This window comes from Mesorhizobium helmanticense (genome assembly GCF_003034915.1).
Classification (GTDB): Bacteria; Pseudomonadota; Alphaproteobacteria; order Rhizobiales; family Rhizobiaceae; genus Mesorhizobium; species Mesorhizobium helmanticense.
In genome coordinates this window covers 116,419-130,168 of sequence record NZ_PZJX01000028.1, presented here as the reverse complement: position 1 = coordinate 130,168, position 13,750 = coordinate 116,419, and the positions used below count along the sequence as shown (strand labels likewise).

Here is a 13,750-nt window from a genome sequence, read left to right as displayed (position 1 = left end):
CCGGACCGGGTGGCCGCGAACTGCGCCCGATGCATCGGTGCAAGATCTGGATGACACGAGAGAACGCTCACGGTCCATGAATATCGCGCTTACGCATCTGCAGCGGCTTGAAGCCGAATCCATCCATATTTTTCGCGAAGTTGCGGCGGCCTTCGCCAAGCCGGTCATGCTCTACTCCGTCGGCAAGGATTCGTCGGTGCTGATGCATCTGGCGATGAAGGCGTTTTACCCCGCCAAGCCGCCTTTTCCCTTCCTCCATGTCGACACGACATGGAAGTTCCGTGAGATGATCGCCTTTCGCGATCAGATGGCGCAAAAGCTCGGCTTCGACCTTCTGGTCCATGTCAACGAAGATGGCGTGCGCGACAACATCAATCCGTTCGACCATGGCTCGAACACCCACACCCATGTGATGAAGACCGTGGCGCTGCGCCAAGCGCTCGACAAATACGGCTTCGATGCAGCCTTTGGCGGCGCTCGCCGCGACGAGGAGAAGTCGCGCGCCAAGGAGCGGATCTTCTCCTTCCGCAACGCCCAGCATGTCTGGGATCCGAAGAACCAGCGGCCGGAGATGTGGAAGATATTCAACACCCGCATCGCCTCTGGCGAATCGATCCGGGTCTTTCCGCTGTCCAACTGGACCGAACTCGATATCTGGCAATACATTCTGCAGGAAGATATCCCGATCGTGCCGCTCTATTTCGCCAAGGAACGCCCGGTCGTCGAGCGCGACGGCATGCTCATCCTCAAGGACGACGAGCGCATGCAATTGCGGCCCGGTGAGACGGTCGAGAACCGCCTGGTGCGTTTTCGCACCCTTGGCTGCTATCCGCTGACCGGTGCGATCGAATCGGATGCCGACACGCTGGAGGCCATTGTCGGCGAGATGCTCACGGCGCGCACCTCCGAGCGCCAAGGCCGTCTGATCGACCGCGATGAAGCCGGCTCGATGGAGAAAAAGAAGCGCGAGGGATATTTCTGAGCATGCGCCACATCATGGCCAAGAGCCTCGCCCCGACCGACGGTATCCGCGACTACATGACTGCGCAGGAAAAGAAGTCGCTGCTGCGCTTCCTGACCTGCGGCTCGGTCGACGATGGCAAGTCGACGCTGATCGGCCGCCTTTTGTCCGACACCAAGCAGATTTTCGAAGACCAGCTCGCCGCGCTCGAGCGCGACTCGCGCAAGCACGGCACGACCGGCGACGACATCGATTTCGCGCTGCTGGTCGACGGCCTCGAGGCCGAGCGCGAGCAAGGCATCACCATCGACGTCGCCTATCGCTTCTTCGCCACGCCGAAACGCAAATTCATCGTTGCCGACACGCCCGGCCACGAACAGTACACGCGCAACATGGCCACCGGCGCCTCGACCGCGGATCTCGCCATCGTGCTGATCGACGCGCGCCAGGGCGTGCTGCGCCAGACAAGGCGCCATTCGATCATCGCCTCGCTGCTCGGCATCCGGCACGTCGTTCTGGCCGTCAACAAGATCGATCTCGTCGGCTTCGACAAGACCGTCTTCGAACGCATCGTCGAGGACTACCGGCAGTTCTCGCACAAGCTCGGCTTTGAGACGATCGTGCCCATTCCGATGTCCGCCCGTTATGGCGACAACGTCACCAGCCGCTCAGTAAAGACGGACTGGTATTCCGGGCCGACATTGATCGAGCATCTCGAAACCGTTTCGGTGGACGAAGCCGCGGTCGAACTGCCGTTCCGTTTTCCGGTGCAGTATGTGAACCGTCCCAACCTCGATTTTCGCGGTTTTGCCGGCACGATCGCTTCCGGCTCGGTGTCGCAAGGTGATGAGGTCGTCGTCGCCAAATCCGGCAAGTCGTCGCGCGTCAAGCGCATCGTCGCGCATGGCGGCGATCTGAACCAGGCGGTGGCCGGCCAGGCCATTACCCTTGTTCTTGACGACGAAGTCGAGGTCTCGCGCGGCAACATGCTGGTGTCGCCGGCTGCGCGGCCGCAGGTTGCAGACCAGTTCGCCGCCAACATCGTCTGGTTCGACGAGCACGCGCTGTTGCCGGGCCGCTCCTACATACTGCGCACGGAGACCGACCAGACCAGCGCCACCGTCACCGACCTGAAATATCGCGTCAATGTCAACGACTTCGCCCATGAGGCTGCCAAGTCGCTCGAAATGAACGAAGTCGGCATCTGCAACCTCTCGACGCGGGCGCCGATCGCCTTCGACACGTTCGCCGAGAACCGCACCACCGGCGCCTTCATCCTGATAGACCGCATCACCAACGCCACGGTCGGCGCCGGGATGATCCTGCACTCGCTGCGCCGCGCCGAAAACATCCACTGGCAGTCGCTCGATGTCGGCAAGCGCGGCCGCGCCGACATGAAGAACCAGCGGCCCGCCGTGTTCTGGTTCACCGGGCTCTCGGGATCCGGCAAGTCGACCATCGCCAACCTCTTCGAGAAGAAGCTGTTCGCCACCGGGCGCCACACCTACATCCTGGACGGCGACAACGTCCGCCACGGGCTCAATCGCGACCTCGGCTTCACCGACGCCGATCGGGTCGAAAATATTCGCCGTGTTGCGGAAGTGGCGCGCCTGATGGCCGATGCCGGGCTGATCGTCATCGTCTCCTTCATTTCGCCGTTCAGCGCCGAGCGGCGCATGGCGCGCGAATTGATGGCGGATGGCGAATTCGTCGAAGTCTTCGTCGATACACCCTTCGAGGAATGCGCCAGGCGCGATCCGAAGGGGCTCTATGCGCGGGCGCTGAATGGCGAGATCAAGAATTTCACCGGCGTCGATTCTCCATACGAGGCTCCGGAAAATCCCGAAATCCACCTCAAGACGCTCGGCAAGTCGGCCGAGGAGATGGTGGAGGCCCTGGAACTCTGGCTGAACGAGCGTGACATTGCAGAAGACCAATACGACGCCGGCGGCGGCATCTGACGACGGGCAGATGCTCGCCGTGTTCGAGCGCCTGGCGCTGGCGGCCGGACGCGAGGTGATGCGCGTTTTCAACGCCGGCTGCGCGGTCGACCGGAAATCCGATTCCTCGCCGGTGACCGAGGCTGATCGCGAGAGCGAGAAGATCATTCTGGCCGGGCTGCGTGCCGCATTCCCTGGCATCCCTTGCGTGGCCGAGGAAGAGGCGTCGGCCGGCATCATGCCGCCGGATCTCGGCGACGCCTTCTTCCTGGTGGATCCGCTCGACGGCACCAAGGAGTTCGTCAACCGCAGGACCGACTTCACCGTCAACATCGCGTTGGTTCGCAATGGCGTACCGGAGATCGGCGTGGTCTTCGCGCCCTGCACCGGGCGTTTCTTTTCCGGCCGGCCGGGCAGGGCTGAAACGATCGAAGTCGATGCCGACTACCAGATCACGGGCCGCCAGCCGATTTCGGTGCGCGCAGGCGCCACGCCGCTCGCCGTCGTCGCTAGCCGCTCGCACAACACGCCTGAGACCGAAGCCTTCATCCGTGATCTCGGCGCCGCCGAGATCGTCTCGGTCGGCTCGTCGCTGAAATTCTGTCTCGTCGCTGGTGCCGAGGCCGACCTCTATCCGCGCTTCGGCCGCACCATGGAGTGGGATACGGCGGCCGGCGATGCGGTGTTGCGCGCCGCCGGCGGCATGACGCGCACGCTGGACGGCCAGCCGCTCACCTACGGCAAGCGCAATCAGGCCGACGACGAGGATTTCGCCAACCCGCATTTTGTCGCCAGCGGCAAGGCTGCAAGCTCGGCGTGATTCTTCTCGGCTTTGGTTATGCCGCCGCGACGTGCGCCGAATTGGAACCGATATAGTTGCGGATCGTCTCGATGATCCGGTCCTGGTCGGCCTCGCTCAGATAAGGGTGCATGGGCAGGCATAGGATGCGCTTCGGCAGGTCCTCCGAAACCGCAAGGCCTGTCGGCGTGCGTGGATAGTCGCGATAGGCGACCTGGGCATGCAGCGGCTTCACGTAGTAGATGACCGAGGGAATGCCTTTTTCGCCGAGATGCGCCTTCAGACCGTCGCGCTTTGGCGTTTCGATCGCATATTGCGCCCAGGCCGAGCGGCTGCCATCCAGGTTGCGCGCCGCCTTGACGATGTCGCCGAAACCCTCGGCATAACGTTTCGCAACCGCTTGCCGGGCAATCATTTCGTCTTCGAGAATGGCCAGCTTCTCGATCAGAATCGCCGCCTGCAGCGTGTCGAGCCGCGAATTGATGCCGACGCGTACATTATCATATTGCGTTTCGCCCTTGCCGTGGAAGGCGAGAGAGCGGAGCTTTTCCGCCAGCGCATCGTCATTGGTGAACATCGCGCCGCCGTCGCCGTAGCAGCCGAGCGGCTTGGCCGGGTAGAAGCTGGTCGAGCCGACATGGCCGAACGCGCCGCACATCGTGCCGTCGAGCGAGCCACCCATCGACTGGGCGGCATCCTCGATCACCAACAGTCCTTCGCGGTTGGCGATCGCCATGATCGCCTCATAGTTGGCGGCAAGGCCGAACAGGTCGACCGGAATGATCGCTTTCGGCCTCAACCGGCCTTCCTTCTTGATCATCGCGATCGCCGCCTCGAGGCTGGCTATATCGATGTTGTAGGTCTCAGGATCGACATCAACGAAAACCGGCTCGGCCTTGGCTAGCGCCACCACTTCCGCCGTGGCGGCGAAGGTGAAACTCGGCACGAACACCGCGTCACCTGGGCCAATGCCGGCCGCAAACAGCGGCAAGAGTAGGGCGTCGGTGCCGTTGGCGCAGGCCACGACATGCTTGGTGCCGACATAGGCGGCTAGCTTGTTCTCGAATTCGGTGACTTCTGGTCCGAGGATATAGCGGCCGTCGTCAACGACGCGGTCGATCGCGGCTTTCAGCCGGTCGCGGATGCGTTCGCGTTGCGCGCCAAGATCGATGAACTGCATGTTGGCCTCGTTCTAGCCAGATGATCGCCGGGTTAGCCGGGTAATTGGCCGCTGGTACCAGACTTGGGCCGGCCGAGAAAGCCGAACCAGCCAAACGGCGAATTGCCTAGGTGTCGCAGCCTGTTACCTCTGTTTTCGAGCCTGTCTTGGCAAGATGGCGGAAATCCGGCGTTCGCAAGCCGCTGCCAAGCCTTTCGATCGCATCCCTCCGATCCGGCGAAACATAAAGTGATCGCGGAACCAGGGCTGATCCAAGGGTTCTCTGCCTGCTCAGGCGATTTCGTGCCGCCAGGGCGGATTGGCGCCGGCTCGCGATACCGTCACCGCCGCCGCCTTGGCGCCGAGCGTCAGAGCCTCGTGGATGATACCTTCTGAAAGTGTGGCAATAGCGGTCTTCGACAGCATGCCTTGCTCATGCAGCGAGGCGAGAATGCCGGCGTTGAACGTGTCGCCTGCGCCGACCGTGTCGACCACCGTCACCTTGTCCGGCACGACCGTGACCTTGTGCTCCCTAGTATAGCCGACGGCGCCTTCCGCGCCATGGGTGACGACGATCAGCTTCGGCCCGCGATCCAGCCAATTGCGGACAACGTCCTCATGCGAGCCGGCTTCATCGAACCAGTTCAGATCCTCGTCCGACAGCTTGACGATATCGGCCATCGCCATCATGGAGCGGATGCGCCTGAGATGCCTGGCCTTGTCCGGGATGAAATTCGGCCGGATGTTGGGGTCGAGCATCATCAGGCGGCGCTCATGTTCACGCCGCATGAATTCCTCATAGGCTGATCCGGCGGGCTCCGAGATCAGGCTGATGGCGCCGAACAGCATGGCTTCGATCTCGCTGCCGAGCTCCGGCAGGTCGTCGGTGGTCAGCATGCGACCGGCCGTGTTCTCGTCGTAGAAAGTGTAGGTCGCCTGGCCGTTGGTGAGCCGCACGAAGGCGAGCGTCGTCGGTCGCGGCGACGTATGCGCATAGGTGGAGCTGACCTTGCTTGCTCCGAGCGCGTCCCTGAACTGGCCGCCGAACAGATCCGACGACAGGCCGGAAAAGAAGCCGGCGGGCGCGCCGAGCCGGCCAAGCGCGATGGCCGAGTTGAACACCGCGCCGCCGACATAGGGGGCAAAGGCCGGCTCTCCCTCGGTGGTGGTGCGAGGCAGCATGTCGATGAGGGCTTCGCCGCAGCAAAGGATCATGATTTCGTATTCTCCGGCGGATAGATCACGCCCTTGCGAATGATGATGTTGGCGTAGAGCCTGGGCTCGCTTGTCGCTATGATCGCGTGCGCGGACTTGACCCGTGCATAGAAGTCGGCGCCAGCCAGCGCAACCACATTGCGGCCCGGTGCGCGTTTGGCGCAGATCGCCTCCATTTCGCGATGAACGGGATCGGCAAGCGAGGGATCGCCTTTGACCGAGGCGCGAAACAGCGCCTCCGGCACGGCGTCATCCACCGGTAACACGCTCAATACGGCATCGAGCATCGGAACTAGATGATGACCGTCGGCGCGGATGAGCCGGTGTGCATGCTCTTGCGCCGGGTAGTTGCCATCGACAAGCGCGATCTCGTCGCCATGGCCCATGGCGCGCAGCGTTGCCAGGAGTTCCGGGCCAAGCAGCGCCGGGATGCCGATCAGCATTCAGGTGCTCCTGGAAATCGTCGTCGACCCGATCAGGAAGCGCTCGGAAAGCGGCAGGCTGGCGCCGCCCAGCGCGCGTGCATGAATGCCAACCGTACCCTCGCGCACCGCCGGAAGCTTCAGACCCTCACAGTCGATCTTGCCGACCGCCACGACGACGGCCTCGACGAGGCGTCGCCGCACCGTCAGCGGCATCCATCCGTCGATCACCGCCGCCTCGAAATCGATGACCGAGGCCGCCGCGACAATGGCATAGGCGAGCGCCTCGGAGGCGTCGGCGATCCAGTCGTCCAGTTCGACGCCGATCTCGCCCCAGTCCTGCGGCGATGTCCACAGATGCGAGGCCTCGACGCCACGGGCGTTAAGCGCCTTTTCCAGCATGGCGATCGATGCCACGTCGATCAGCTGGGTCGGCTTTCCGTCCGGTCCGGGCACCGGCATCGAGCCGAGTGCGCCGGCATTACCAGTGGGCCCACCAAAAAGCCGGCCGTTGAGCACGATGCCGCCGCCGGCAAAGGCGCCGATGTAGAAATAGACGAAGTCGCGCGCCGCGCCCGCCTGGCCGAACACCAACTCGGCGCCGCAAGCCGAAGTGGCGTCGTTCTGCAGGTAGACGGGAAATTCGCATTGCGCCTGAATGTCGGCGCGAATGTCGCGGTGGCGCCACTCGTCCATGATGTCGCGTGGCGCACCGGCGGTGTCGGCCCAGTTCCACAACTCGAACGGCATGGCGATGCCAAGTCCGGCAATGCGCTTGTCCTGCGCCTGGGTCAGCTCCCCGCGCATCTTCTTCATGCCGGAGGTGACGAACTCCACCGTCTCGCGCGGTGCTGGATAGCGGTAGGAGTGCTGCAGCATCGAGCGAACATTGCCGAGGAAGTCGATCAGTACGAGTTCGGCGCTGCGCCGGCCGATCTTCAGGCCGATGAAAAAGGCGCCTTCTGGATTGAGCGCCATCGGGATGGAGGGCTGGCCGATCTTGCCGCGCAACGGCGCCTGGCGCACCAGCAGGCTATCCTGCTCGAGTTCGCGCATGATGACGGAAACGGTCTGGGCCGAAAGCCCGGTCATACGGGCGATGTCGGATTTGGCCAGGCTGCCGTGCTGGCGCACCAGCGACAGCACCAGCCGCTCATTGTGGTCCCGCATGCCGCTCTGGTTGGTGCCGCGGTGAATTTGGCTTTCGGCTGCCTCGGGCGAACCGTGCCTCGCAATGCCGGTCTCCACCCTGTACCTCCCGTCGTTTCCCCTCAATGCTTTTGGTCCAGAATGAGTGAACGATGCAAGGCTGTCAATAATAAATAAGAGTGATTTAATTATTGACAGGAACTTCGGGCTGGTGTCTGTTGGAGACGGCGCCCGCGCTGGGAGAATTTCGTCAGGGCGCCTGTGCGGAGACCGGTTGGCCGGTGTCCGAAATGGTTCCACTGGGAGGAAAATCGTGACCAAGACAAATCTATTGAAGTCCACCGTTTTTGCGGCGGCCGGGCTGAGCCTGATGGCGTTTGCCTCGACCGCGTCGGCGGCCGGCGTTGGCGCCTGCCTGATCACCAAGACCGACACCAACCCCTTCTTCGTCAAGATGAAGGAGGGCGCCACCGCCAAGGCCAAGGAGCTCGGCGTCGACCTCAAATCCTATGCGGGCAAGATCGACGGCGACAGCGAGAGCCAGGTTGCGGCGATCGAGAGCTGCATCGCAGACGGCGCCAAGGGTATCCTGATCACCGCGTCCGATACCAAGGGCATCGTGCCGACGGTAAAGAAGGCACGCGACGCCGGCCTGCTGGTGATCGCGCTCGACACGCCGCTCGATCCGATCGACGCCGCGGACGCGACCTTCGCGACCGACAATCTCGAAGCCGGCAAGCTGATCGGCGCGTGGGCGGCCGCCACGCTCGGCGACAAGGCCAAGGACGCCAAGATCGGCTTTCTCGACCTGACGCCCTCGCAGCCGACGGTGGACGTGCTGCGCGACCAGGGCTTCATGATGGGCTACGGCATCGACGTGAAGGACCCCAACAAGATCGGCGACGAGGACGATCCGCGCATCGTCGGCCACGACGTCACCAACGGCAACGAGGAAGGCGGCCGCAAGGCTATGGAAAACCTTCTCCAGAAGGACAACACCATCAACGTCATCCACACCATTAACGAGCCCGCCGCTGTCGGCGCCTATCAGGCGCTCAAGGCTGTCGGTCTCGAAAGCCAGGTGCTAATCGTCTCGGTGGACGGCGGCTGCCCCGGCGTCAAGTCGGTCGCGGAAGGCGTGATCGGTGCGACCTCGCAGCAATATCCGCTGCAGATGGCGGCACTCGGCATCGAGGCGATCGCCGCTTTCGCCAAGGATGGGACCAAGCCCAAGCCGACCGAAGGCAAGGATTTCTTCGACACCGGCGTCAACCTGGTGACCGACAAGCCGGCAAACGGCGTGAAATCCATCGACACCAAGGAAGGCCTCGCCAAGTGCTGGGGCTGATGCTGGTCTGACCGGCAATAGACCCGATCGGCCGGGGGGACTTGATCCCCGGCCGCTTCGGGTGGACGATGGACCACAACAAACGCGAAACAATCCCGGCGGCAGACCGGAAAGGCGTGGACGGGCGTCAGCGGGTGGCTGAGGCCTAGACGGGGAGGAAGCATGGCTCAGGCTCAGGAATTCGAGAAGGTTCTCTCGAGCAGCGACACAAGCGTTGCGGCTTTTGACGAGCACAAATCGGCCGTCAAGCGCATCCAGCATTTCCTGCACTCGACGCCGGCCGCGGTGCCGCTGATCGTGCTGGTTCTGGCGATCATCATTTTCGGCATCACGATCGGCGGGCGGTTCTTTTCGTCCTACACGCTGACACTGATCCTGCAGCAGATCGCCATCGTCGGCATTCTGGGAGCCGCGCAAACGCTGGTCATCCTTACCGCCGGCATCGATCTGTCGATCGGCGTGATCATGGTGATCTCGGCTGTGATCATGGGAAATTGCGCCGTCAGTTACGGTATGCCGGCCGTGCTCGCCGTGGCAATCGGGCTTGCCGCCGGAGCGGCCTGCGGGCTGCTCAACGGGGTGCTGGTGGCCTATATGAAGCTGCCGCCCTTCATCGTGACGCTAGGCACCTGGAACATCGTCATGGCCACGAATTTCATCTATTCGGCCAATGAGACGATCCGCGACACCGACGTCGACACTCAGGCGCCGCTGCTGCATCTGTTTGCCCTGAGCTTCAAGGTCGGCACGGCGGTGCTGACGCTCGGCGTCATTGCCACGGTCGTGCTCGTTCTGATCCTGTGGTACGTGCTCAACCACACGGCTTGGGGCCGCCATGTCTACGCCGTTGGCGATGATCAGGAGGCGGCGAAGCTGTCGGGCATCCAGACCAAAAAGGTCTTGATGACGGTCTACACCCTTGCCGGCTTGATCGCTGCCTTTGCCGCCTGGGTCTCCATCGGCCGCAACGGCTCGATCTCGCCGTCCGCCGCCGTCACCGATTACAATCTGCAGGCGATCACCGCGACGGTGATCGGCGGTATTTCCCTCTTTGGCGGGCGCGGTTCGATCTTGGGCACGCTGTTCGGCGCGATGATCGTCGGCGTCGTCTCGATGGGCCTCAACATGCTGGGCGCCGATCCGCAATGGAAAGTGCTGCTTACCGGCGTGCTGATTATCGGCGCCGTGGCGATCGACCAATGGATCAGAAAGGTTTCGGCATAGCCATGACCCAGGAACCCATCCTCACCGCGCGCGGCCTGGTCAAGCGCTATGGCCGTGTCACAGCCCTCGACAATGCCGACTTCGACCTTTATCCCGGCGAAATCCTGGCCGTCATCGGCGACAATGGCGCCGGCAAGTCATCGCTGATCAAGGCGATTTCCGGCGCGGCCGTGCCCGACGAGGGCGAAATCCGGCTTGAAGGCCAACCCGTCGCCTTCAAATCGCCGATGGAGGCCCGCGAAGCCGGCATCGAAACCGTCTACCAGAACTTGGCGCTGTCGCCGGCGCTGTCGATCGCCGACAACATGTTCCTCGGCCGTGAGATCCGCAAGCCGGGCTTTCTGGGCGAATGGCTGCGCATGCTCGACCGGCCGGCGATGGAAAAGCGCGCCCGCGACAAGCTCACCGAACTTGGCCTGATGACCATCCAGAACATCAGCCAGGCCGTCGAGACGCTTTCGGGCGGCCAGCGCCAGGGCGTGGCGGTGGCGCGCGCCGCTGCCTTCGGCTCTAAGATGGTGATCATGGACGAGCCGACGGCAGCCCTTGGCGTCAAGGAATCTCGCCGCGTGCTCGAGCTGATCCTCGACGTCAAGAAGCGCGGCCTGCCGATCGTGCTCATCTCGCACAACATGCCGCATGTCTTCGAAGTGGCGGACCGCGTCCACATCCATCGTCTGGGCCGTCGCCTCTGCGTCATCGATCCCAAGCAATATACGATGTCCGACGCTGTCGCCTTCATGACCGGAGCCAAGCTGCCGCCTGAAGCAGCGCTCGCTGCCTGAAGCGCTTGCCGGTGGCCTGAATTGCCAAATTGCCGCAGGGCCGCCTTGCCCCGTGGCTGCCTAAATCGATTGAACATATGGTCATATGCGCTAGCATGGGCTGGGAGGAATGGTGAAAGCCGGTATGATCATGGCAACCGCACGAGAGGCGACATGACACGCGCGATGACTTCCGAAGCCCCCATACTCGAAAATCCAGACCCCAAAACACTCGCGGACGAAGTCCTGAAGGCCCTCAAATACAGGGTCGGCAAGGACACCACCGTCGCCACGCAGTACGACTGGCTCACCGCTTCGATCAAGGTGGTGCGCGACCGCATCGTCGATCACTGGATGCAGGCGACGAAAGAGGCCTACGACCAGCAGGAAAAGCGCGTCTACTATCTGTCGCTCGAATTCCTCATCGGCCGCCTGATGCGCGATGCCTTCTCCAATCTCGGCCTGATGGACAATATGCGCGAGGCCCTGTCGTCGCTTGGCGTCGATCTTGACCTCATAGCGGCGCTCGAACCGGATGCGGCGCTTGGCAATGGCGGTCTCGGCCGGCTCGCCGCCTGCTTCATGGAAAGCATGGCCACCGTCGACATTCCCGCGCATGGCTACGGCATCCGCTACGCCAACGGCATGTTCCGCCAGGAGATCCATGGCGGCTGGCAGGTGGAACTGCCCGAGACCTGGCTCGATCATGGCAATCCCTGGGAGTTCGAGCGGCGTGAACGCTCCTTCGAGGTCGGCTTCGGCGGCTCGGTGGAATCGATCACCTCGAAGGACGGCCGGCTCGAGCGCCATGTCTGGAAGCCGACCGAACATGTGCTCGCCGTCGCCTATGATACGCCGGTGGCCGGCTGGCGGGCCAAGCGCGTCAACACGCTGCGTCTCTGGTCCGGCATGCCGATCGACCCGATCCTGCTCGACAAGTTCAACGCCGGCGATCACATCGGCGCGCTGGCCGAAAGCAACAAGGCCGACGCCTTGTCGCGCGTCCTTTACCCAGCCGATTCGCATATGGCCGGGCAGGAGCTGCGGCTGCGGCAGGAATATTTCTTCTCCACCGCCTCGCTGCAGGACATCGTCCAGCGTCATCTCAGCCAGTATGGCGAATTGCAGTCGCTGCCCGACAAGGCGGCGATCCATCTGAACGATACCCATCCGGCCATTGCGGTGGCCGAACTGATGCGCCTGTTGATGGATGTCCATGGCATGGATTTCGATCTTGCCTGGGGCATCACCAGGCGCACCTTCGGCTACACCAACCATACGCTGCTGCCCGAAGCGCTTGAAAGCTGGCCGGTGCCGCTGTTCGAGCGGTTGCTGCCGCGCCATATGCAGATCGTCTACGCCATCAATGCGGAGGTCTTGTTGGAGGCTCGCGCGACCAACCAGTTCTCCGACGAGCAGATCGGTCGCATCTCGCTGATCCAGGAGAACGGCGACCGCCGGGTGCGCATGGGCAATCTCGCCTTTGTCGGCTCGCACTCGATCAACGGCGTCTCTGCGCTGCATACCGAATTGATGAAGCAGACGGTGTTTGCCGACCTGCACAAGCTCTACCCCGACCGCATCAACAACAAGACCAACGGCATCACGCCGCGGCGCTGGCTGATCCAGTGCAATCCCGGCCTGACCGGATTGACCCGCGAGGCGATCGGCGATCGCTTCATGGACGACATCGACGCGATCAAGGGCCTCGACCCGTTTGCCGGCGACGCCGCTTTCCGCGACAAGTTCGCCGCCGTCAAACGGGCGAACAAGGTGAGGCTCGCCAATCTCGTTGCCGACCGCCTCGGCATCAAGGTCGATCCCTCGGCGCTGTTCGACATCCAGGTCAAGCGCATCCACGAATACAAGCGCCAGCTCCTGAACATCCTCGAAGCGGTCGCGCTTTACGACCAGATCCGCTCCCATCCGGAGCGCGACTGGATGCCGCGCGTAAAATTCTTCGGCGGCAAGGCGGCGCCGAGCTATCACAACGCCAAGCTGATCATCAAACTGGCCAATGACGTCGCCAAGGTCATCAACCGCGACCCGGCCGTCCGCGGCCTGCTGAAAGTGGTGTTCGTGCCGAACTACAATGTCAGCCTGGCCGAGATCATGATGCCGGCGGCCGACCTTTCCGAGCAGATCTCGACGGCCGGCATGGAGGCCTCCGGCACCGGCAACATGAAGTTCGCGCTGAACGGTGCGCTCACCATCGGCACGCTCGACGGCGCCAATGTCGAGATCAAGGAGTGCGTTGGCGACGACAACATCTTCATCTTCGGCCTGACGACGGAGCAGGTCGCCGAGCGGCGCAACAACGGCTACAATCCTCGCGCGGTGATCGAGGCATCGCCGGAACTGTCGCAGGCCATCGCCGCCGTTTCATCGGGCGTTTTTTCGCCAGACGATCCGGAGCGCTACCGCGACCTGATCAACGGTCTCTATCAGAGCGACTGGTTCATGGTGGCGGCCGATTTCGATGCCTATGCCGACACCCAGCGCAATGTCGACGCTGTCTGGCGCAACAGCCCGGACTGGTACGCCAAGGCGATCCGCAATGTCGCGCGCGTCGGCTGGTTCTCTTCCGATCGCACGATCCGTCAATATGCGAAAGAAATCTGGAACGTGCCTGTTTGATATGATTGCATGAGGCCACGAACAACGTGGTTTGGTGGATTGAATTTGACATTCGCAACGCGCCAGTCGGCAATGCTAATATCGAATTAAAAAATCCGCTGAAACAAATACTTGGTGCCCGGGGAGGGCGAC

Annotated in this window: 11 protein-coding genes; 7 read left to right on the top strand and 4 right to left on the bottom strand. The window is 62.7% G+C overall.

Annotation, left to right across the window (positions count from 1 at the left end; genetic code table 11):
- The first annotated feature begins 76 nt into the window (after nucleotides 1-76).
- From cysD to cysQ, 3 genes are read left to right on the top strand one after another with little or no spacing between them, the layout of a single operon-like run.
- The gene (cysD, locus tag C9427_RS15260; RefSeq protein ID WP_107649960.1) at nucleotides 77-982 is read left to right on the top strand and encodes a sulfate adenylyltransferase subunit CysD; all 906 of its coding nucleotides are present in this window, start codon (nucleotides 77-79) and stop codon (nucleotides 980-982) included.
- 2 nt (nucleotides 983-984) lie between these two features.
- On the top strand, nucleotides 985-2,922 hold the full coding sequence (cysN, locus tag C9427_RS15255) for a sulfate adenylyltransferase subunit CysN (protein ID WP_167434359.1): 1,938 nt from the start codon (nucleotides 985-987) through the stop codon (nucleotides 2,920-2,922).
- Nucleotides 2,923-2,932: 10 nt separating this feature from the next.
- Nucleotides 2,933-3,721 carry a 3'(2'),5'-bisphosphate nucleotidase CysQ gene (gene cysQ, locus C9427_RS15250; protein ID WP_167434373.1) on the top strand — a complete coding sequence of 263 codons (789 nt, stop codon included), beginning with the start codon at nucleotides 2,933-2,935 and terminating at the stop codon, nucleotides 3,719-3,721.
- A gap of 16 nt (nucleotides 3,722-3,737) precedes the next feature.
- Here the strand turns inward: cysQ and C9427_RS15245 are convergent, their stop codons facing one another.
- From C9427_RS15245 to C9427_RS15230, 4 genes are all read right to left on the bottom strand, one after another.
- The gene (locus C9427_RS15245) at nucleotides 3,738-4,880 is read right to left on the bottom strand and encodes a DegT/DnrJ/EryC1/StrS family aminotransferase (protein WP_107649957.1); all 1,143 of its coding nucleotides are present in this window, start codon (nucleotides 4,878-4,880) and stop codon (nucleotides 3,738-3,740) included.
- Between the two features lie 270 nt (nucleotides 4,881-5,150).
- Nucleotides 5,151-6,074 (bottom strand): carbohydrate kinase family protein, encoded by a 924-nt coding sequence (locus C9427_RS15240; protein ID WP_107649956.1) that lies wholly within the window; start codon nucleotides 6,072-6,074, stop codon nucleotides 5,151-5,153.
- Nucleotides 6,071-6,517, bottom strand: coding sequence for an RbsD/FucU family protein (locus tag C9427_RS15235; RefSeq protein WP_107649955.1), 447 nt, complete (start codon nucleotides 6,515-6,517; stop codon nucleotides 6,071-6,073). The genes C9427_RS15240 and C9427_RS15235 overlap by 4 nt, the downstream gene beginning before the upstream one ends.
- On the bottom strand, nucleotides 6,518-7,744 hold the full coding sequence (locus C9427_RS15230; protein WP_107649954.1) for an ROK family transcriptional regulator: 1,227 nt from the start codon (nucleotides 7,742-7,744) through the stop codon (nucleotides 6,518-6,520).
- A gap of 271 nt (nucleotides 7,745-8,015) precedes the next feature.
- Here C9427_RS15230 and C9427_RS15225 point away from each other — a divergent pair, with 271 nt between their 5' ends.
- The 4 genes from C9427_RS15225 (at nucleotide 8,016) to C9427_RS15210 (ending at nucleotide 13,618) form a co-directional block, all read left to right on the top strand.
- Nucleotides 8,016-8,993, top strand: a complete 978-nt coding sequence (locus tag C9427_RS15225; RefSeq protein WP_425351652.1) for a sugar ABC transporter substrate-binding protein — start codon at nucleotides 8,016-8,018, stop codon at nucleotides 8,991-8,993.
- 162 nt (nucleotides 8,994-9,155) lie between these two features.
- Complete coding sequence (locus C9427_RS15220; protein WP_107649952.1) at nucleotides 9,156-10,217, top strand: ABC transporter permease; 1,062 nt, start codon at nucleotides 9,156-9,158, stop codon at nucleotides 10,215-10,217.
- Nucleotides 10,218-10,219: 2 nt separating this feature from the next.
- Nucleotides 10,220-11,002, top strand: a complete 783-nt coding sequence (locus tag C9427_RS15215; protein ID WP_167434371.1) for an ATP-binding cassette domain-containing protein — start codon at nucleotides 10,220-10,222, stop codon at nucleotides 11,000-11,002.
- A 153-nt stretch (nucleotides 11,003-11,155) separates the two neighbouring features.
- On the top strand, nucleotides 11,156-13,618 hold the full coding sequence (locus C9427_RS15210) for a glycogen/starch/alpha-glucan phosphorylase (protein WP_107649951.1): 2,463 nt from the start codon (nucleotides 11,156-11,158) through the stop codon (nucleotides 13,616-13,618).
- Nucleotides 13,619-13,750: the final 132 nt, after the last annotated feature.

Excerpts from the sequence above, each read along its gene's own strand:
- cysD (WP_107649960.1), top strand. The coding sequence starts at position 77 with ATGAATATCGCGCTTACGCATCTGCAGCGGCTTGAAGCCGAATCCATC.
- cysN (WP_167434359.1), top strand. The coding sequence starts at position 985 with ATGCGCCACATCATGGCCAAGAGCCTCGCCCCGACCGACGGTATCCGC.
- cysQ (WP_167434373.1), top strand. The coding sequence starts at position 2,933 with ATGCTCGCCGTGTTCGAGCGCCTGGCGCTGGCGGCCGGACGCGAGGTG.
- C9427_RS15245 (WP_107649957.1), bottom strand. The coding sequence starts at position 4,880 with ATGCAGTTCATCGATCTTGGCGCGCAACGCGAACGCATCCGCGACCGG.
- C9427_RS15240 (WP_107649956.1), bottom strand. The coding sequence starts at position 6,074 with ATGATCCTTTGCTGCGGCGAAGCCCTCATCGACATGCTGCCTCGCACC.
- C9427_RS15235 (WP_107649955.1), bottom strand. The coding sequence starts at position 6,517 with ATGCTGATCGGCATCCCGGCGCTGCTTGGCCCGGAACTCCTGGCAACG.
- C9427_RS15225 (WP_425351652.1), top strand. The coding sequence starts at position 8,016 with ATGGCGTTTGCCTCGACCGCGTCGGCGGCCGGCGTTGGCGCCTGCCTG.
- C9427_RS15220 (WP_107649952.1), top strand. The coding sequence starts at position 9,156 with ATGGCTCAGGCTCAGGAATTCGAGAAGGTTCTCTCGAGCAGCGACACA.
- C9427_RS15215 (WP_167434371.1), top strand. The coding sequence starts at position 10,220 with ATGACCCAGGAACCCATCCTCACCGCGCGCGGCCTGGTCAAGCGCTAT.
- C9427_RS15210 (WP_107649951.1), top strand. The coding sequence starts at position 11,156 with ATGACACGCGCGATGACTTCCGAAGCCCCCATACTCGAAAATCCAGAC.